This window comes from Allobosea sp. LjRoot90, assembly GCF_964254315.1.
GTDB lineage: Bacteria > Pseudomonadota > Alphaproteobacteria > Rhizobiales > Beijerinckiaceae > Allobosea.
Genome location: NZ_CAXUTF020000004.1, coordinates 361,200 through 378,421 on the forward strand (window position 1 = coordinate 361,200; position 17,222 = coordinate 378,421).

General features: G+C 67.1%; 18 protein-coding genes and 1 tRNA gene. 11 read left to right on the top strand and 8 right to left on the bottom strand.

What is annotated here, in order from left to right; translation table 11 throughout:
• Window positions 1-82: 82 nt before the first annotated feature.
• The gene (locus ACSQ3M_RS17130) at window positions 83-1,126 is read left to right on the top strand and encodes an esterase-like activity of phytase family protein (RefSeq protein WP_436151270.1); all 1,044 of its coding nucleotides are present in this window, start codon (window positions 83-85) and stop codon (window positions 1,124-1,126) included.
• Window positions 1,127-1,393: 267 nt separating this feature from the next.
• Here ACSQ3M_RS17130 and rpmB read toward each other — a convergent pair whose 3' ends face one another.
• Window positions 1,394-1,681 carry a 50S ribosomal protein L28 gene (gene rpmB, locus ACSQ3M_RS17135; RefSeq protein ID WP_129157511.1) on the bottom strand — a complete coding sequence of 96 codons (288 nt, stop codon included), beginning with the start codon at window positions 1,679-1,681 and terminating at the stop codon, window positions 1,394-1,396.
• A gap of 252 nt (window positions 1,682-1,933) precedes the next feature.
• Here rpmB and ACSQ3M_RS17140 point away from each other — a divergent pair, with 252 nt between their 5' ends.
• Window positions 1,934-2,764 (top strand): DUF3108 domain-containing protein, encoded by an 831-nt coding sequence (locus ACSQ3M_RS17140; RefSeq protein ID WP_436151271.1) that lies wholly within the window; start codon window positions 1,934-1,936, stop codon window positions 2,762-2,764.
• Window positions 2,765-2,766: 2 nt separating this feature from the next.
• Here the strand turns inward: ACSQ3M_RS17140 and ACSQ3M_RS17145 are convergent, their stop codons facing one another.
• Complete coding sequence (locus tag ACSQ3M_RS17145; RefSeq protein WP_436151272.1) at window positions 2,767-3,435, bottom strand: hypothetical protein; 669 nt, start codon at window positions 3,433-3,435, stop codon at window positions 2,767-2,769.
• Entirely contained in the window at window positions 3,432-4,619 is a 1,188-nt protein-coding gene (locus tag ACSQ3M_RS17150) for a hypothetical protein (RefSeq protein ID WP_436151273.1), read from the bottom strand. The genes ACSQ3M_RS17145 and ACSQ3M_RS17150 overlap by 4 nt, the downstream gene beginning before the upstream one ends.
• A gap of 190 nt (window positions 4,620-4,809) precedes the next feature.
• Between ACSQ3M_RS17150 and ACSQ3M_RS17155 the strand changes: the two genes are divergently transcribed.
• The 5 genes from ACSQ3M_RS17155 to ACSQ3M_RS17175 all read left to right on the top strand — a co-directional run bounded on the left by ACSQ3M_RS17155 (window position 4,810) and on the right by ACSQ3M_RS17175 (window position 11,153).
• A complete protein-coding gene (locus ACSQ3M_RS17155; RefSeq protein ID WP_436151274.1) occupies window positions 4,810-5,700 on the top strand; it encodes an alpha/beta fold hydrolase in 891 nt (296 codons plus the stop codon).
• Window positions 5,701-6,010: 310 nt separating this feature from the next.
• The gene (locus ACSQ3M_RS17160; protein ID WP_436151547.1) at window positions 6,011-9,331 is read left to right on the top strand and encodes a helicase-related protein; all 3,321 of its coding nucleotides are present in this window, start codon (window positions 6,011-6,013) and stop codon (window positions 9,329-9,331) included.
• 23 nt (window positions 9,332-9,354) lie between these two features.
• On the top strand, window positions 9,355-9,666 hold the full coding sequence (locus tag ACSQ3M_RS17165) for an RNA-binding S4 domain-containing protein (RefSeq protein WP_436151275.1): 312 nt from the start codon (window positions 9,355-9,357) through the stop codon (window positions 9,664-9,666).
• Window positions 9,667-9,826: 160 nt separating this feature from the next.
• The gene (fdxA, locus tag ACSQ3M_RS17170; protein ID WP_436151276.1) at window positions 9,827-10,165 is read left to right on the top strand and encodes a ferredoxin FdxA; all 339 of its coding nucleotides are present in this window, start codon (window positions 9,827-9,829) and stop codon (window positions 10,163-10,165) included.
• A gap of 391 nt (window positions 10,166-10,556) precedes the next feature.
• Window positions 10,557-11,153 (top strand): CarD family transcriptional regulator, encoded by a 597-nt coding sequence (locus ACSQ3M_RS17175; RefSeq protein WP_436151277.1) that lies wholly within the window; start codon window positions 10,557-10,559, stop codon window positions 11,151-11,153.
• Between the two features lie 62 nt (window positions 11,154-11,215).
• Here the strand turns inward: ACSQ3M_RS17175 and ACSQ3M_RS17180 are convergent, their stop codons facing one another.
• From ACSQ3M_RS17180 to ACSQ3M_RS17190, 3 genes are all read right to left on the bottom strand, one after another.
• Window positions 11,216-12,085, bottom strand: a complete 870-nt coding sequence (locus ACSQ3M_RS17180) for a dienelactone hydrolase family protein (RefSeq protein ID WP_436151278.1) — start codon at window positions 12,083-12,085, stop codon at window positions 11,216-11,218.
• 74 nt (window positions 12,086-12,159) lie between these two features.
• Window positions 12,160-13,584 (bottom strand): M48 family metalloprotease, encoded by a 1,425-nt coding sequence (locus ACSQ3M_RS17185; protein WP_436151279.1) that lies wholly within the window; start codon window positions 13,582-13,584, stop codon window positions 12,160-12,162.
• 57 nt (window positions 13,585-13,641) lie between these two features.
• Window positions 13,642-13,914, bottom strand: a complete 273-nt coding sequence (locus ACSQ3M_RS17190) for a hypothetical protein (RefSeq protein ID WP_436151280.1) — start codon at window positions 13,912-13,914, stop codon at window positions 13,642-13,644.
• A gap of 12 nt (window positions 13,915-13,926) precedes the next feature.
• Here ACSQ3M_RS17190 and ACSQ3M_RS17195 point away from each other — a divergent pair, with 12 nt between their 5' ends.
• The 3 genes from ACSQ3M_RS17195 to ACSQ3M_RS17205 all read left to right on the top strand — a co-directional run bounded on the left by ACSQ3M_RS17195 (window position 13,927) and on the right by ACSQ3M_RS17205 (window position 15,316).
• A complete protein-coding gene (locus ACSQ3M_RS17195; RefSeq protein ID WP_436151281.1) occupies window positions 13,927-14,442 on the top strand; it encodes a hypothetical protein in 516 nt (171 codons plus the stop codon).
• Between the two features lie 195 nt (window positions 14,443-14,637).
• Window positions 14,638-14,714 (top strand) — tRNA-Arg (locus ACSQ3M_RS17200).
• A 62-nt stretch (window positions 14,715-14,776) separates the two neighbouring features.
• Entirely contained in the window at window positions 14,777-15,316 is a 540-nt protein-coding gene (locus ACSQ3M_RS17205; protein ID WP_436151282.1) for a GNAT family N-acetyltransferase, read from the top strand.
• Window positions 15,317-15,338: 22 nt separating this feature from the next.
• Here the strand turns inward: ACSQ3M_RS17205 and ACSQ3M_RS17210 are convergent, their stop codons facing one another.
• Window positions 15,339-15,527 (bottom strand): DUF3008 family protein, encoded by a 189-nt coding sequence (locus tag ACSQ3M_RS17210; protein WP_436151283.1) that lies wholly within the window; start codon window positions 15,525-15,527, stop codon window positions 15,339-15,341.
• Between the two features lie 227 nt (window positions 15,528-15,754).
• On the opposite strand from ACSQ3M_RS17210, the gene ACSQ3M_RS17215 reads away from it, so the two are divergent.
• The gene (locus ACSQ3M_RS17215; protein ID WP_436151284.1) at window positions 15,755-16,498 is read left to right on the top strand and encodes an aspartate/glutamate racemase family protein; all 744 of its coding nucleotides are present in this window, start codon (window positions 15,755-15,757) and stop codon (window positions 16,496-16,498) included.
• Here the strand turns inward: ACSQ3M_RS17215 and ACSQ3M_RS17220 are convergent.
• Window positions 16,495-17,220, bottom strand: a complete 726-nt coding sequence (locus tag ACSQ3M_RS17220; RefSeq protein WP_436151285.1) for a spermidine synthase — start codon at window positions 17,218-17,220, stop codon at window positions 16,495-16,497. The two genes, ACSQ3M_RS17215 and ACSQ3M_RS17220, sit on opposite strands and share 4 nt — an antisense overlap.
• Window positions 17,221-17,222: the final 2 nt, after the last annotated feature.

The following is a 17,222-nucleotide window of genomic DNA, read 5'->3' on the forward strand; positions in this document are numbered from 1 at the left end:
GCCGTGAGGTTGATCGCGGGCGATTCAACGCTCACCCGGTCACCCCCCTCCCAACCCTCCCCCACAAGGGGGGAGGGCTCCCGTGCTTTTCCTTCGCCGCCTGCGCATGACGTCGACGCCATTCACGCGACGCGGGTTTGCTGCCGGACTCGGCGCGGCGGCTCTCGCGCTGCCTGCGCGGGCACAGAGCCTCGAGCCGGCGCGCGTTCCGGTCAGTATCTCGGCGCGGCCGATCGCGAGCTTCGAGCCCGGCAATGCCGCGAAGACCCGCTTCGGCCAGCTGATCTTCCGTGGCGGACTTCAGCTTTCGGGCAGTCATCCCCGCTTCGGCGGCTTCTCGGGGCTGTGGCGTTCGCCCGACGGGGCGCGGATCGTCGCGATCACGGACAACGGCTTCTGGCTGACGGCGAAGCTTGCACGCAGCGCCGGCAAGCTCAGCGGGTTGGAGGAGGCCGAGCTCGCGCCGATCCTCGGCGCGTCTGGCAAGCCGCTGCATCGCTCGCGCTATTACGATACCGAATCGCTCGCCATTCAGGGCGGCGTCGCCTTCATCGGCGTCGAACGTGCTCATGACATCCTGCGTTTCGATTGGGCTCGGCACGGTGTCGAGGCGCGGGCGCAGCTCGTGCCGACACCGCCGGCGCTGAAGCGTCTGCCGAGCAATCGCGGGCTGGAGGCACTTGGCGTGCTGCCGGCAGGGCATCCGCTTGCTGGTGCGCTGATCGCGATCTCGGAGCGCTCCGGCCGCGAGGACGAGCCGACGGCCGGCTTCATCGTCGGCGGGCGCCAGCCGGGCACGCTGCAGGTGATCCGCCGCGACGGCTACGACATCACCGATCTCGCCTTCCTGCCGGGCGGCGACATGCTGCTGCTGGAGCGCTGGTACAAGCCGCTGCGCGGCGTCGGCATGCGCATCCGCCGCATCGCCGGCGACGCGATCCGGCCAGGTGCGCGGCTGGACGGGCCGATCCTGATCGAGGCCGACCTCGGCCAGGAGATCGATAACATGGAGGGGATGGCCGTCCATCTGGAGAGCGGGCGGACGATCATCACCCTGATCTCCGACAATAATTTCTCGACCTTCCTGCAGCGCACGGTGCTGCTGGAGTTTGAGCTGGCGCAGTAAATGGCGCGCGTCATGCTCGGGCCTAGCCCTTCCCTTCTCCCCTTGCGGGAGAAGGTGGCCCGAAGGGCCGGATGAGGGGTCGCTCAGGTCTGGAAAGCTCTGGAGAACGAAGGAGCAATGGGCCAGCGATAGGCGTCGCGCGACCCCTCACCCCGGCCCTCTCCCGCAGGGGGAGAGGGGGCAGGTTGCGCACGCTCCGCTGACAAGAGCCCAAACGAAAAAAGCGGCCTTGCGGCCGCCTCATTCAATCCCGAGGGAAACCCGCACTCAGTTGGCGGCGAGCTTCTTCTCGATGTCGCGCTTCAGCGTCAGCGCGCCCGGCGAGAGCTCACCGGCGGGAGCCTTGACCAGGAAGGCGTCGAGGCCGCCGCGATGATCGACGGTGCGCAGGGCGTTGGCCGAGACGCGCAGGCGGACCGAGCGGCCAAGCGCGTCGGACTGCAGCGTGACGTTGACCAGGTTCGGCCGGAAGACCGTCTTGGTCTTGCGGTTCGAGTGGCTGACGAGGTGGCCGGTCTGGGTGGCTTTCCCGGTCAGTTCGCAACGGCGGGCCATGATCGTGTTCCCAAAATCTCCGAATGCTCAACGCAAATTGCCGACACGCGACGTGCCGGCAGGCAAGCACCGGAAGTCAAATTGAAGTGGCGGGTCTATAGCCGCCGGCTGGCAGCCCGTCAAGGCGAGCGCGCAGAATGCTGCCGGAAACATCTCGGTAACCATTATCCCGCCAAGCTGGTGCAAAGCCAGTCACGATTCGGACCGAATCCCAGTGCATGCGACGATGATCCGTCGCGCCGGAGCCTCCCGATGAAGCTCTCTCCGCAGTTTGCCAGCAGCGCCTGCCTCGCAGCGTTGGTGCTTGCTTTGTCGATGCCGGCTGCGCAGGCCGCCTCGCTCGACGCGACCTATGACGTCACGCTGCTTGGGCTCTCGCTCGGCAAGGCCAATCTGTCGGGTGGAATCGACGGGGCGAGCTACAAGCTCGACGCCAATGCGAAGCTGACCGGTCTCGTCGGCAGCTTCACCGGCGGGCGCGGCTCGGGCGCCGCGACCGGCAATCTCAACGGCGGCAGGCTGTCGCCGGCGACCTTTGCCGTCTCCTCGGCCAATTCCAGCGAAAGCCGCACGGTGCGCATGGCGCTCGACCGCAACGCCGTGCAGGCGCTGGCGATCGAGCCGCCGATCGACGCCAAGCCGGATCGCGTCCCGCTCAAGGACGAGCACCAGCGCAACATCATGGATCCGCTCAGCGCCTTCCTGATGCCGGTCGAGGTCTCGGGCCGTGGCAGCGGCGCGGCTGCCTGCAACCGCACGCTGGCGATCTTCGACGGCGCGGCGCGCTACGACATCAAGCTGAGCTATTCCGGCACGCGCGAGATCAAGATCGACGGCTATAGCGGCCCGGTCTCGATCTGCCAGGCGCGCTATGTCCCGATCGCCGGACACCGCACCTTGCGGCCCTCGACCAAGTTCATGGCCGAAAACAAGGAAATCTCGACCTGGCTCGCCCCCGTTGCCGGGACGAGCATGATGCTGCCGGTGCGCATCTCGGTGAAGACGATGATCGGCACCGCGGTGATCGAAGCCTCGAGCTTCAAGGTCGACCCGGGCGTGACGGCGACAACGACGCGGAACTGAGGTCAGGCGGCGAGTTCGAGCGGGAAGGGCGTCGGTTCGTAGATCGCTTCGAGGCCGAACCGATGGACGCGATCCTCTTCCCAGCGATGAAGAAGGCGGATGACGCCGTCGCGATCATTCGCCTTCATCAGTGGCACGAGTTCGTCCGCGACATGCTCAAATTCAGGCCGGCGCCACGACATGCGTGATCGATCCCAGTGCTTGATGCGCTCGAACCGGCGCAGCGCCCGATCGAAGCGGCCATAGGCCGCGGCGAAATGAATTTGATGGATGACAAATCTCACAGCCGCCTTGAATTCGCTTGAACCGCGGGTCCTGAAACGAAGCATATCCTCGATCGTGTCGACGCCGCGCATCTTTGGGAGGACTCGGGTCTCGCAGGCCTCGATGAAGGCGGCGGGCATGCCGGGCTCGGTCCAGCGATGCGGCGCACCGCGCGCCGTGAAGACGCGATCGAGGGTAATGCCTTGGCGGTTCGCCGTAGGATCGAAGAAGTGACCTATCGAACATAGAAATTGTGGGCTGTCGGCCTCGATGCCGCGGCCAATCGAGATCGATCGTAACACGTGGCGGAGCGGTTTGATGATCACGAAGCGTTCGGATTGGGCGAGATCAGGATTACGCTGTACCAATTCGCCCAGAAGCCGATTGATCTGCTTTTTCGTCGTCATTTGCGAGGCCTGACTTCGAGCATGATGACACGGCGGACATCTCTTATACCGAGATAGGCTGCAGTCGCGAGAATGTCGGAGCGCGGCACAGAGAGCCCTCGCCGGCCGGTTTTGAGGTCATAGACACAGAGCGTTCCGTCTTCCGGCCTGTACTCGTAGGCATCAACGCGCACCGAACGTGCGTAACCTATATCAAGCTCATCTCTGCTGGTCGGCTCGGCAGCTTCTTTCAGAAACGAACGCTCAGCACGAAAATTCTCGTTCTTGAGGTCGTTGACGAAATCCTTGAAGCGAACGTGAACGTCGGTGCCGTAGGTTGCGAGGGATGAAAACTGCCTTACGTCGCCTGCGGCACGGGCAGCGCGATCGGTCAGTTCTTGAACAGTTTCGAGTTTTTTGCAGGCATCCTTGACCTCCTCCTCTCCCGGCTTCCCAACGAAGGCGAGATCCAACTGCCCAGGCTTGCTCGGTTGATACTCGCGCGGCACGAAGCCCATGACGGTTCGCTGACCGTCGATGTCGTCGCCGGATGAAAGCCAACCGAATAGGATGGTGCCCGCAGCGCCGACGGCAGTGCGAACTCCCTCCTGAGCAAACGCCTGCTGCACCGTCGCCTCCCGCTCCGGCCCGCGCTCGGTCCAGGTCGAGCGCGAAACGACTTCGCCGTCCGGGCCGCCATTCCGGATCGTCTGGGTGCGATCGGAGGTTTCGAAGGTGGTCTTGCCGCCTTCGGGCACAGTGACGGTATGGCGCTCGTCCCAGTCGCTCTGGCGGCCGGGCGCGGCGAATTCGGACTGGATGGTCGAGCCGTCGCGGTTGACGACGGCGCGCTCGGCAAGCGAGCCGTCGGGGCGCGTCGCATCCTGAAAGAAGGCCCAGCTCTCATCGCCGCTGGTGTCGGCGACGACGTCACTGAAGCTCAGCGCGGTCGACAGGGCATTGCCGAGATCGCCCAGCCAGTCGGTGCCCGTCAGCGTTGGATCGCCGCCGCCTCCGCCGCTGGTCCATTGCCCACCACCTGCACTGCCGGCGGGCACGCGTGGCTGGTCGGGATTGTACTTGTGGGCGAGTTCGTGCCGAAGCAGCCGCGTCTGCGCCTTCAGCGAACCGAGTTTGCGGCGCAGAAGGACGATCTCGCGCCAGCGCGCGCTATCACTGGCTGAACGATGCGGCAGGTCCGGCATGGCGTGCTCCTTGCTGTGGAGCGCGCCATTCTGAGGCCGCTGGAACTACCGGGGATAAGATCGGCGGCTATCCCCGCCTGCGTCTCAGCCGCTGCCCGACTCGCACTGCATGGGGCCTCCGCCATCCGACGAATTGCGGGAGGTCCGGGCGAGGGGGTAGCCTTTGCGGCGATTCGCCTCCGGAGCCGCCATGTCCAGCGATTTTGCCTTGCCGCCCGGCCTCAGGCATCGCCAGGTCGTCGTGCGTGACACCGTCCTGCATGTCGCCGAGGTTGGCGATGGGCCGGCGGTACTGCTGCTGCATGGCTGGCCGGAATTCTGGATGAGCTGGCTGCCGCTGATGAACCGGCTGCATGGCGAGTTCCGGCTGATTGCGCCCGATCTGCGCGGCTTCGGCGATAGCGGCAAATCTTCCGGGCCGCGCAGCGATGTCGGCGCCAACAGCCATGCCGACGACATGGCGGCGCTGCTGGAGGCGCTCGGCCTCGGCCGGGTCGGCGTCGTCGGCCATGATGTCGGCGCCTATGTCGCGCAGGGGCTGGCGCGGCGTCATCCGCAGCGGGTCGAGAAGCTCTTGTTCTTCAACTGCCCGACGCCGAGCGTCGGCTCGGCCTGGGTCCGCGACGGCCATGTCAACGAGATCTGGTACCAGTCCTTCCAGCAATTGCCGCTGGCCGAGCAGTTGATCGGTTCGAGCCGCGAGGCCTGCGCGCTCTATCTCGGGCACTTCCTGACGCATTGGTGCCATCGCAAGGACGCCTTCGCGCCGGTCTTCGACCTTTGGGTCGAGAACTTCATGAAGCCGGGCAATCTGCGCGGTGGCTTCGACTGGTATCGCAGCCAGAACGCGGCGCGGATCGCCGCGATCGACGGCCATCCGGCGCCATCCGTGCCGATCCATCAGCGCACCCGGGTGCATTGGGGCCGGCACGACCCGATCCTGAAGTCCGAATGGTCCGCCTTCCTGTCGCATTATTTCGACGATGTGGAGGTGACCTTCTGCGAGAGCGCCGGCCACTTCGTCCATGTCGAGGCGCCGGACGAGGCGGCGCAGGTCCTGAGCGAGGTCTTTGGAGACTGACCGGAACGCCTGCCTGCAGCAATCGTCGCCTTGCCCCTCGTTCCGCCGACAAGACGGCCTACATAGGCGAAAGCGGCCCTCGCGCGCGCAAGTCGGCGAAGGATGGACAATGAAGACGATTCAAAATCTTGTGGTTTTTGAATCGCTTGCCGCAATATCTCGCCGTGAACGAAACCTGATTCTGTGAGAGTCAGCGATTCGCCCCCGCTTCGTTCCGGACTCGTTCTGTTCACGGATCGGGTTGCTTTTACGCCGCCCGACTCGATAGGGCTCGCGGCTGCCCAGACTGCAGGAAAGCTCCAGCGTCTTGATCCAACCTCGTTCCCTTCCGCCTTCGCTCCGCTCCCGCGGTGTCACGGCGGTGCTCGGCCCGACCAATACCGGTAAGACCCATCTCGCCATCGAGCGGATGGTCGCGCATCCGACTGGGATGATCGGCCTGCCGCTGCGCCTGCTGGCGCGCGAGGTCTATCAGCGCGTGGTCGACAAGGTCGGGCCGCAGGCGGTCGCGCTGATCACCGGCGAGGAAAAGATCAAGCCGGAGCGGCCGAGGTTCTGGGTCTGCACGGTCGAGGCGATGCCACGTGACCTCGCGGTCGATTTCGTCGCCATCGACGAAATCCAGCTCGCCGCCGATCTCGACCGCGGGCATGTTTTCGCCGACCGGCTGCTCAATCATCGCGGGCGCGAGGAGACGATGCTGATCGGTGCCGGCACGATGAGGCCGCTGGTCGAGCAGCTCATCCCCGGCGTCAACGTGGTCTCTCGCCCGCGCCTGTCGAAGCTCTCCTTCGCCGGCGACCGCAAGATCACCCGCCTGCCGCGGCGCTCGGCGATCGTCGCCTTCTCGGCCGAGGAGGTCTATGCCATCGCCGAGCTGATCCGCCGGCAGAAGGGCGGCGCGGCGGTGGTGCTTGGCGCGCTATCCCCGCGTACGCGAAACGCCCAGGTCGAGATCTACCAATCGGGCGATGTCGATTATCTCGTCGCCACCGACGCGATCGGCATGGGGCTCAACCTCGATGTCGACCACATCGCCTTCGCCGGCGACAGCAAGTTCGACGGCCATCATTATCGCAAGCTCAATCCGGCCGAGTTCGGCCAGGTCGCAGGCCGGGCCGGCCGGCATCTGCGCGACGGTACCTTTGGTACGACCGGGCGCTCGCCGCCCTTCGAGCAGGAGCTGGTCGAGGCGATCGAGGACCATCGCTTCGAATCGGTTCGGCAAGTGCAATGGCGCAATTCCGATCTCGATTTGCGTTCGATCGCCGGCCTGATCGACAGCCTCAACATCCAGCCGCAGGAGCAAGGGCTGACCCGCGCCCTGATTGCCGAGGACATGACGACGCTGGAGATCCTGGCGCGCGATCAGGACGTCGCGCGACTGGCCCAGGGCAAGCCGGCGGTGACACGGCTCTGGGAAGTCTGCGGCCTGCCGGATTATCGCAAGATTGCGCCGATGCAGCACGCCGAATTGGCGACGACGTTGTATCTGCGTTTGATGCGCCACGGCCGGCTCGATCCGGACTGGTATGCCGGTCAATTGGCCGCGCTCGACCGCGTCGATGGCGAGATCGATACGCTCTCAGCCCGCATCTCCCAGGTCCGGACCTGGACCTATGTTGCCAACCGGCCGGACTGGTTGTCCGATCCAGAGCATTGGCAGGGGGTGGCGCGTCTTGTAGAGGACAGGCTGTCGGACGCTTTGCACGAACGGCTTGCCAGCCGATTCGTCGATCGGCGTACGAGCGTGTTGATGCGTCGCCTGCGGGAGAATGCAATGTTGGAGGCCGAAGTCACCGCGACCGGCGATGTCCTGGTCGAGGGACAGCATGTCGGATTGCTGCAAGGCTTCCGTTTCACGGCCGACCCCAAAGCGGGTGGGCCGGAAGCGAAGGCGCTGAACGCTGCGGCGCTGAAGGCGCTGGCTGGCGAGCTCGAGGCACGCGCCTCGCGCGTCGTGCTGGCTGGCGACGATGCCTTCGTGCTGTCGCATGACGGGCTGGTGCGCTGGATCGGCGAGCCGGTGGCGCGCCTGACCGCCGGCGAGAAGGTGCTGGAGCCGCGCCTGCGCCTGATGGTCGACGACCATCTGCCGGCGCAGGCCCGTGAGCAGATCGAGGCCCGGCTGGCGGCCTGGCTGAAGCATCACATCACCAAGCTACTCGGCCCGCTCCAGATCCTGGAGAATGCCGAAAGCGCTGCCGGCATTGCCCGCGGCATCGCCTATCAGACGGCCGAGGCGCTCGGCGTGCTCGAGCGCGCCAAGGTCGCCGAGGAGATGAAGACGCTCGACCAGGAAGGCCGGGCGGCGCTGCGCCAGCTCGGCATCCGCTTCGGCGCCTTCCACCTCTATGTCCCGGCGCTGCTGAAGCCGGCGCCGCGCGCGCTCGCGGCTCAGCTCTGGACGCTGAAGCACGGCAATCCCGAGACGGCCGGGCTCGACGACATCTCCCATCTCGCCTCGTCGGGACGGACCTCGTTCCCAGCCAACAAGGACGTACCCAAGGGGCTCTACCGCGCCGCCGGCTATCGCGTCTGTGGCGAGCGTGCGGTGCGCGTCGACATCCTGGAGCGGCTCGCCGACCTGATCCGCCCCGCGATCGCCTATCGCCCGGGTATGACGCTCGGCCAACCGCCGGCGGGTGCCGCCGACCAGGATGGCTTCGTTGCCACCGGGGCGATGACATCGCTCGTTGGCTGCGCCGGCGAAGATTTCGCCTCGATCCTGCGCTCGCTCGGCTATGTCTCGCAGAAGCGGCCCGGCCCTGCGATCACCGCGGCGCTCGCCGTCGCGCCGCAGCCTGCGCCAACCGAAGCGCCGGCGCCGGCGGAAGCTGTGGCCGAGGAGGCCGAGGCGCTCAATGAGGCTCCCGCTGTCGAGGCGGAGGCTGTCGTCGCTGAAAGCGCCGACAATGCCGCGCCGGCGGGCGAAACGCCTGATGTTCCGGTCCTGACAGATGCGGACGTCGCTGCAGCGGCTTCAGTCGAGGAAGAGTCGGTCAACCCGGTCGAGCTAGTGCCGGCCGATGCGATGTCGACGCTGGCGCTTCCGGGCGACGAGCCGGCGACGGAGACCGCCCCTCAAGCGGAAGCCGAGACCGCGGCGGCCGAACCTGCTGCAACTGTCGAGGCGGCTGCACCGGCCGAGCCGGAGCTGATCGAGATCTGGCGGCCGCATCGCCATCAGGGCGGTCGGCGTCCCGAGCAGGGTCAGCGCGGCCGTCGGCCCGAGCGACGTGCCGGCGCCGAGACTGCTCCTGCCGAAGGCGGCGAGGCCAAGCCTGGTGGTCAGCGGCCGAACCGGAATCGCTGGCGCGAGGGCGGCTGGAACGGCCCGCGCCCGGCTGGCGGTAGCGAGGTCAAGCCTGCGACGCAGGAGGCCGCCGGCCGCAATGCCCAGCCGGGTCGCGACGGGCGCCCGGACCGAGGCCCGCGGCCGGAGTTCAAGCGCGATGGCGGTCGCCCTGGCGGCGGTCCGCGCCGCGACGAGCGTGGCGGCAAGGAGCAGCGCTTCCAGCAGCCAGCCCGGCCGCGCCCGGCCGAGCGTCAGCCCGATCCGGACTCGCCTTTCGCCAAGCTCCTGGCCCTGAAGGCCCAGCTCGAGGGCAATGACGGGCGCAAGAGCTGATATCGTAGAGGTGCGGGGTCTGCTTGCGGGACGATCGGCAACGCCTCGACAAATGGCTCTGGTTCGCGCGCTTCGCGCGGACGCGGCCCTCCGCCGTGCGGCTGGTGGAGGACGGGCATGTGCGGGTTGCACGCAAGCGGGTCGACAATCCGGCACTCGGCCTCAAGCTCGACGACGTGCTGACACTCGCCTTGCCGCATGCGACGCTGGTCGTGCGCGTGAGCGCTTTCGCTGAGCGCCGCGGCTCTTATGAGCAGGCGCAGACGTTGTACGAGGTCCTCAGCGGAGGCGAGCGCGGCGATGCGCCGCTTGCGCCCGACGAGCCTGCGGGATAGAGCGCGTGTCAGATGTGGCGAGCGCTGGCACGCCCGCGAAAAATCTTCTCGAAACGCTGGTTTCGATGGAAGTTTGATCTCGTTTCCGGTCGTGACAGGGCCTTGAAACAGTCTCTCGACCGGCTCTAAAGAAGGGCCGGCCGATCGGAAGGATAGCGCCATGACCTATGTGGTCACCGAGAACTGCATCAAGTGCAAGTACATGGACTGCGTCGAAGTCTGTCCGGTCGACTGTTTCTATGAAGGCGAGAACATGCTCGTCATCCATCCCGACGAGTGTATCGACTGCGGCGTCTGCGAGCCGGAATGCCCGGCTGAGGCGATCAAGCCGGACACCGAGCCGGGGCTCGATTCCTGGCTGCAGCTCAATACCAAATATGCGGCGAGCTGGCCGAACATCACCCAGAAGAAAGAGGCGCCGGCCGACGCCAAGGAGTTTGACGGCGTCGCAGGCAAGCTCGACGCGCATTTCTCACCCAATCCGGGCGAAGGTGACTGACGCTTACGTTCCGTCACACCCGAAACGAGGTTAACCATGGCCGGCCGCAACGCGGCCCGTCGGCGTTTGCATTCCGTTTACCTTTGATTCGGCGCGATTTTTGTGGTATTCACACGCCACAGTCGAGTTCGTTCCGCCTGCCCCTGCGAGGTCACACAAACGGGGCACCCCCTGAGACGGCAGCAACGCACACCGGTCAGAATGCCCGGCGTGTCGCTGTCTTCGTGTCTGGTGGTCGCAAGAAACGATCGGCTGAGGGAGCGTGTTGCGCCGCGGAAAGAAGACCAGAAGGTCGTTCCCGTCGTGCCAGGCAGAGAGCCGCCGGTCATTCCGGCCAGCGGCGAAAAGTCGCGTCTCCGCGTCCCGCGGGGAAATCAGGAGTCGAAACGGCATGTCCACTGCGAAGAAGGCTGTTGTGCGCCATGGCTTCAAGACGGGCGAGTTCGTCGTCTACCCGTCCCATGGCGTCGGTCAGATCACGGCGATCGATGAGCAAGAAGTCGCGGGCTTCAAGCTCGAGCTTTTCGTCGTCAGCTTCGCCAAGGACAAGATGACCCTGCGCGTGCCCACCGCCAAGGCGGCGAGCGTCGGCCTGCGCAAGCTCGCTGATGGCGAGATCGTCGGCAAGGCGCTGGCGACCCTGACCGGCCGCGCCCGGGTCAAGCGCACCATGTGGTCGCGCCGGGCCCAGGAATACGAAGCCAAGATCAATTCGGGCGATCTCGTCGCCATCGCCGAGGTCGTGCGCGATCTCTATCGTTCCGAGGCGCAGCCCGAGCAGTCCTATTCCGAGCGCCAGCTCTACGAAGCGGCGATCGATCGGATGACCCGCGAGATCGCGGTGGTCGAGGAGATCACCGAGACCGAAGCGCTGAAGAAGATCGAGGGCCAGCTGGCCAAGTCGCCGCGCCGCGCCGGCAAGGGTGAGGCCGCCGAGGCGGCCGAGGCCGAGGAAGGCGAAGAAGATCTTCAGGAGGAGGCTGCCTGAGGGCGCCTCTTCCAGAACAAGCTACACAAGCCCGGCGGATCGCTCCGCCGGGCTTTTTCGTGTCAGGCGGCGCCGGTTTCAGCCGCGAGGAAGGCCACCGTCCGTTCCCAGGCGAGCTTGGCCGCAGCGGCATTGTAGCGCTCGGCGCTGGTGTCGTTGAGGAAGGCGTGGTCGACGTCAGGGTAGACGATCGCCTGGTAGTTGATCCCGGCGGCTTTCAGCGCCGCCTCATAGGCCGGCAGGCCCTCGACCAGGCGGGTGTCGCGCGCGGCGTGTTGGATCAGCAGGCGCGCCTTGATCTGCGGCACCTTGGCGAGGTCGGGTGAGCGACCGTAGAAGACGACGCCGGCGTTGAGCTCCGGCGCGCTGACGGCGAGGTCGTTGACCGCGCCGCCACCCCAGCAGAAGCCGACCGCGCCGACCTTGCCGGTCGCGTCCGACCGCGTCTTGAGGAAGGCCAGTGCCGCGCGCCCTTGCGCGATGACATCCTCGGGCTTGAGCTGCGGGAATAGCGCCCGCGCCGCATCGGCGTCAGCCGGCGTGCCGCCGAGCGGGGTGAGGAAATCGACCCCGAGGGCGCTGAAGCCGGCCAGTGCCGCGCGGCGGGTGACGTCCTCGGTATGTGGGTTGAGCCCGCGGTTCTCGTGGATGACCAGGACGCCGCCGCGCCTGGCCTGCGTCTTCGGCGTGACGAGGTAGCCTTTCAGCTTCACGCCACCGATGGTCTCGTCGATGCGCCTACCTTCGATGCGGGCATCGTCCGCCGTGACCTGCTGGGCCTGGGCGTAGTTGGGCTCCAGGAGCGTAAGAGCCGCCTCGGCCGCGGCCGCGGAACCGGCGATGGCGATCAGCCGGTTCATGAAGCTGCGCCGGTCGAGCGGCTTGTGGGTGTATTCGTCGTAGAGTTCGACGATGCGGCGATCGAGCGCCATGGCTGCCTCCCTGTCCTGACGGATGCCGGCAGGCTAGCACAAGGCGGGAGGGCGGGTCAGATCGGTGAAGCCTGCTATTCGCTCACGATCTTGTAACGCTGGCCGGGCGTCAGCTTGCCGCTGCGCTCCAGCCCGTTCAGGATCAGGAACTGCTCGAGCGGCCGGTCGGTCGAGGCCATGCGCTCGGCGAGGCTGACGGGCGTATCGCCGGCGCTGGCACTGACGAGCCTGATCCGCAGCGGGCTGACCGATTGCGCGTCGCTGGCGCTCAGATTGCGGAAGCTGTCGAGCAAAGCGCGCATGGCGCGCTCGGGATCGTTCTGGCCCTTGGCAGCGAGGATGAAGCGATAGACGCGCGGCCCGGCCTGGATCGCGGCGAGGCGGAAGGTCCAGTCGGCGCCCTTGCCCGAGGTCACCGCCGCCGGCAGGTCGCCGACCGTGAGCGACTGGACCTCGGCGGTGGCGACGCCATCGATCCAGCCCGAGGCGACATAGGATTCCAGCGTCTGACCGGCCTTCAGCGCGACCGAGTCGAAGCGCAGCGCCTGCGTGCCGTCATTGCTGACGCCGACGACCATCTCGCGTGCCGCCTCGAGCTCGAAGCCATCAGGCGCGGTGAAGGCAATGCGCAGCGCGCTGTTGAGATAGCGGCGGCCACGCACCACGCCGTCTGCCGGATCCTCGCCGAAGGCGACGCCATCGATCGCGGCGAGCCAGCGCGGGGCCTCGCGCTCGCCGATGCCGGGCGCGCCGATCTGGCGGGCGCCATTGGTGACGGCGGCGACGCGCTCTGGCGTCGAGGGATGGCTGGAGAGGATGTCGAGCTTCTTGTCGCCACCGCCCTGGCGGCCGGCGCGGAAGCTGGTGTTGCGACCGAGCGAGACCAGGAAACGGCCGGCGCCATAGGGATCGTAGCCGGCGCGGGCGATGTTGCGCACGCTGATCTGGTCGGCGGTCAATTCCTGCTGCCGCGAGAAGCGGGCGAGCGAGAGCTTTGAACTTTGCTGTACCGCTGCCCCGGTCGTCGGGTCGTTGAGCACCTGCGCCACGACCCGGCTGACCAGCGCCGATTCCGCCTCCATCTCGGCGCGCTCGACGGCATGGCGCGCGGTAACGTGGGCGATCTCATGCGCCATCACCGAGGCGATCTCGGCCGAGTCGTTCGCCAGAGCGAGCAGGCCGCGCGTGACGTAGAGCCGTCCCGTCGGCAAGGCGAAGGCGTTGACGATCGGCGAATTCAGGATCGTCACCTCATAGGCGCCGATCTGGCCCTCACCGGCCTTGGCGAGGCGGGCGATGATCTCCTCGAGCACGGCCTTGACCTGCGGTGCGCGATATTCGCCGCCGAAAGCCGCGAGCAGGCGTTGATGCTCGCGATCCGTGCCCCGCTGCAGGCTGGCGACGCGCGGCGCCGGCTCGCCGCCGGGCTGATTGAGCGGCGCCAGGACGGAGTTCTGGTCGCCGAAGCAGGCCGCCAGCAACAGGGCCGGCAGCACCACGGCGGCAAGACGCCCCCGGAACGGCTGACGATGTCGCTGAAGTCTCCGCATCTGCCCCTAGTCGACCAATTCCAGTGCGCTGCGCGTCTCGGCTTCGATCAGGAGGCCATCGCGCCCCTCGATCACGCCGCGTACGCGCACGCGTTTACCCGCCAGCGTCGCGGCGGTCCAGCCGCTGCGCTGCAATTCACGCCACAGCGTGCGCGACAGGACGATGCTGCCACCCGCGCCGCGGCGCCGCTCGAAATTGAGATAGGTTCGCTGCGCCCGCTCTCCGACGGCAGCGATACGCCCCTCGACCACGACGATCCGGCCCGCCTGCGCTTTCATCGCGGCAGCATCATGACCGTCGACGGCCGGGAACGCCACTGCGGCAAAACCTCCCTGCGCGGTGGCCGGCGAACGATTCCGGGGGCCGGCCGCTATCGGTCGTGGTTCGGCCTTCCGCCAGAGTTCGTTGCAAGCGGCGAGGCCCGGTTCGGCGAGGCGCAGTGCGGCGCCTCCAGCGAGGAGGGCAGCGGTCAGGTCGGGCTGGCCTGCGAATGGATCGGTGGCGCCCTCGGCGGCGAGGAGACGAGCCGGGAGACGTCCCCAGCGATCTGCACCACCAAGCGGCGCCAAACGGAACGCCTGACCCTGCCAACGCGTCAGCTGCGCGGTGAAACGCTCGCGCTCGGCATCGTTCTGCCGTGGCGCGAGGCCGGCGAGCCTGACGGTCCGGCCGTCGGCGAGGAGCGGGTCGCCATGCCGATCGAGACCAGCAAGGCTGACCACTTCAGTCGCCTCCGGCGTCGCGCAAATGTCATCCGCGGCCCGTGTCACAGCGGTCGACGCCGCCATGCCGCCGAGGAAGGATAGGATCGCTGCAAAGGGAGGCTTCACCCGCATCGGCTTTATGCTAAACGCAAGAACGTGCGTCCCGGTAGCTCAGCAGGATAGAGCAACGGTTTCCTAATTCGAGGGTCTTGCGGCGGAAAGGCGATTCGGATCATACGCTTAAGGCCTACCCGATCCGCGCAAGCACCGGATAGGCACCGAAAACGAGGCTTCCACCTCCCGGTAGCTCAGCAGGATAGAGCAACGGTTTCCTAAACCGTAGGTCAGGGGTTCGAATCCCTTCCGGGAGGCCAGTTTTCCTCGTACCGCCACAGGCGCCGACACCCCCGACGGACGATCGGCGCCGATTCCGAAGATGTCGAGGACGATCTTGACCGCCACGGTACCGCCGACGATTCGGACCGAACGCTTGATCCTCCGCGCGCCGGTCATGGCCGATTTTCCTGCCTATGCCGATTTCCTCGCCTCGCCGCGGGCGCAGCATATGGGCGGCCCCTATGATCAGCGTGGTGCTTGGGGCGTGTTCTGCCATGACGTGGCGCTGTGGGCGCTGTTCGGCCACGGCGCCCTGATGATCGATCTGCCCAGCGGTATCTGCGTCGGGCAGGTCGGCATCAATCACGGACCGCTCTTTCCCGAGAAGGAGCTCGGCTGGCTGATCTATGCCGAGCATGAGGGGCAGGGCTATGCCAGCGAAGCTGCCGCCGCCCTGCGCGATTGGGCGTTCGGGCCTGGTGGACTCGAGACGCTGGTGAGCTATGTCGATCCGCGCAACACCCGCTCGATCGCGGTCGCGGAGCGGCTTGGCGCTCGACGCGATGCCGATGCCGCAAGGTCGGATCCCGAGGATCTCGTCTACCGGCATCGCCATGCGGAAACCGGCCACGCCTCATAAAGAGAAGCCGGCAGCTTCCCCCTCAATGCTTCGCCACGTGCTCCGGCTTGCCCTTGCGCTTGGTCGAGGCCAGCTCGTCGAGCTGCTTCTCGGTCATCGACTTGACCATGGATTTCGAGGCGCCCTTGAGCTCGCTCTCGGGGATGTCGCCACGTTTTGCGGCGAGCGCAGCGCCGGCCGCCTTTTGCTGTGCTTTTGATTTGGCTGGCATCGTCCAGTCTCCCGATGTGAGGTCGGTCGAGCGTGCAACCCGGTCGGAGCGCGGTGGTTCCGGGCGGGGAGCCCGTTAGCTTTGAGAGGCCAGCCAGGGTCGTGTGGCGATCATGCAACGGATGCGGGTCGCTCTCTCTTGCGGCGGAGCGCCTGGCACGGCAAAGCTCGACGGGCGCGGCTTTGGGTTAAGGCCGCCAGCTTCTGCCAACTCGTCTCGGGATCATCTTGCGCATCCTCGTCCTCAATCCGAACACCAGCTCCGAGATGACTGAGCTGGTCCTGCGCGTGCTGGCGCCGTTGACGCCTGCCGGCGTGACGCTGAAACCGGCCACCGGCCGCTTCGGTGCACGCTATATCTCCAGCCGCAGCGCCGGTGCCATCGCCGGCCATGCGGCGCTGGACGCCTTTGCCGAGCACGGCGCCGATTGCGATGCGGTCTATCTCGCTTGCTTTGGCGACCCCGGGCTGATGGCCCTGAAGGAGATTGCCGGCGTGCCGGTGGTCGGGATGGCCGAGGCTGCCTGCCAACAGGCGGCGCTGCAGGGCGGGCGCTTCTCGATCGTGACCGGTGGCGAGCGCTGGGGCGCGATCCTGACCGAATTTGTCGCGGCTCTCGGGCTGGAGGGCCGGCTGGCCGCTGTCGAGACGGTGGCACCGACCGGCGGCGACATCGCAGCCGACCCGGATGGCTCGCTCACGCTGCTGGTGGACGCCTGCCGGCGGACGGTCGAACGCGATGGGGCGAAGGCCGTGATCCTCGGCGGAGCCGGACTTGCCGGGCTGGCGGCGCGGGTCCAGCCTCATGTCGGCGTTCCCGTGATCTGCTCGACGCAAGCCGGCTTCGCCGCCGTGCTGGAAGCGGCGCGCAACCCGCTGCCAAAGCCGGTCCACGGTGACCTCGCTCTGCCGGCGGCGGTGCCGAATGTCGGGCTCTCAGCTGGCTTGGCGCGCCTGCTGGGCGAGCGCTAGCGGCGCCGCTTGGACGATTGCTGCGCAGGTCGCGCGGTCGAGGCGGCACCTGACGTATCGGCCAGCCAGATCATGTGCTTGGCGCCGCCGCTGCCGGCACGGGCGCGCACCGTCTTCTCCTCGACCGCGAAACCGGCCTGGCGCAGGCGTTGGGTGAAATTGCGATCCGGCCCGGCCGACCAGATGGCGAGCACGCCGCCCGGCCTTAAGGACGCTTTCGCGTAGCCCAAGCCGGCGAGGTCGTAGAGCCGGTCATTGGCCTCGACCATCAGCCCGTCCGGGCCGTTGTCGACATCGAGCAGGATCGCATCGTAGCCGCCGCCCCCCTCGCGGATGGCGGCCACGACGTCGGCTTCGCGCACATTGACGCGGGGATCGTCGAGGCAGCCGGCGAAGATCGGAGCGAGCGGGCCGCGCGCCCAGGCGATCACCGCCGGGATCAGCTCGGCGACGACGATCTCGGCATCGGCCGGTAGGGCGGCGAGCGCGGCCCGGAGCGTGAAGCCCATGCCGAGCCCGCCAATCAGCAGGCGCGGCTTTGGATGCTTGCCGATCCTTTCGATGGCGAGCGTCGCCAGGGCCTCCTCCGAGCCTTTGAGGCGCGAATTCATCAGTTCGTTGTGGCCGAGCGTGATCGAGAACTCGTCCTCGCCGCGGCGCATGAGCTTGAGCACGCCGCCGCCGGGGATCGATGCGGCGTCGAGCTGCGTCCACGGCTTCATCG

What these genes read in the sequence shown, in the direction of transcription:
- rpmB (WP_129157511.1), bottom strand. Translation starts at nt 1,681, where the DNA reads ATGGCCCGCCGTTGCGAACTGACCGGGAAAGCCACCCAGACCGGCCAC.
- ACSQ3M_RS17140 (WP_436151271.1), top strand. Translation starts at nt 1,934, where the DNA reads ATGAAGCTCTCTCCGCAGTTTGCCAGCAGCGCCTGCCTCGCAGCGTTG.
- ACSQ3M_RS17145 (WP_436151272.1), bottom strand. Translation starts at nt 3,435, where the DNA reads ATGACGACGAAAAAGCAGATCAATCGGCTTCTGGGCGAATTGGTACAG.
- ACSQ3M_RS17150 (WP_436151273.1), bottom strand. Translation starts at nt 4,619, where the DNA reads ATGCCGGACCTGCCGCATCGTTCAGCCAGTGATAGCGCGCGCTGGCGC.
- ACSQ3M_RS17155 (WP_436151274.1), top strand. Translation starts at nt 4,810, where the DNA reads ATGTCCAGCGATTTTGCCTTGCCGCCCGGCCTCAGGCATCGCCAGGTC.
- fdxA (WP_436151276.1), top strand. Translation starts at nt 9,827, where the DNA reads ATGACCTATGTGGTCACCGAGAACTGCATCAAGTGCAAGTACATGGAC.
- ACSQ3M_RS17175 (WP_436151277.1), top strand. Translation starts at nt 10,557, where the DNA reads ATGTCCACTGCGAAGAAGGCTGTTGTGCGCCATGGCTTCAAGACGGGC.
- ACSQ3M_RS17180 (WP_436151278.1), bottom strand. Translation starts at nt 12,085, where the DNA reads ATGGCGCTCGATCGCCGCATCGTCGAACTCTACGACGAATACACCCAC.
- ACSQ3M_RS17190 (WP_436151280.1), bottom strand. Translation starts at nt 13,914, where the DNA reads ATGAAAGCGCAGGCGGGCCGGATCGTCGTGGTCGAGGGGCGTATCGCT.
- ACSQ3M_RS17195 (WP_436151281.1), top strand. Translation starts at nt 13,927, where the DNA reads ATGACCGTCGACGGCCGGGAACGCCACTGCGGCAAAACCTCCCTGCGC.
- ACSQ3M_RS17205 (WP_436151282.1), top strand. Translation starts at nt 14,777, where the DNA reads ATGTCGAGGACGATCTTGACCGCCACGGTACCGCCGACGATTCGGACC.
- ACSQ3M_RS17210 (WP_436151283.1), bottom strand. Translation starts at nt 15,527, where the DNA reads ATGCCAGCCAAATCAAAAGCACAGCAAAAGGCGGCCGGCGCTGCGCTC.
- ACSQ3M_RS17220 (WP_436151285.1), bottom strand. Translation starts at nt 17,220, where the DNA reads ATGAAGCCGTGGACGCAGCTCGACGCCGCATCGATCCCCGGCGGCGGC.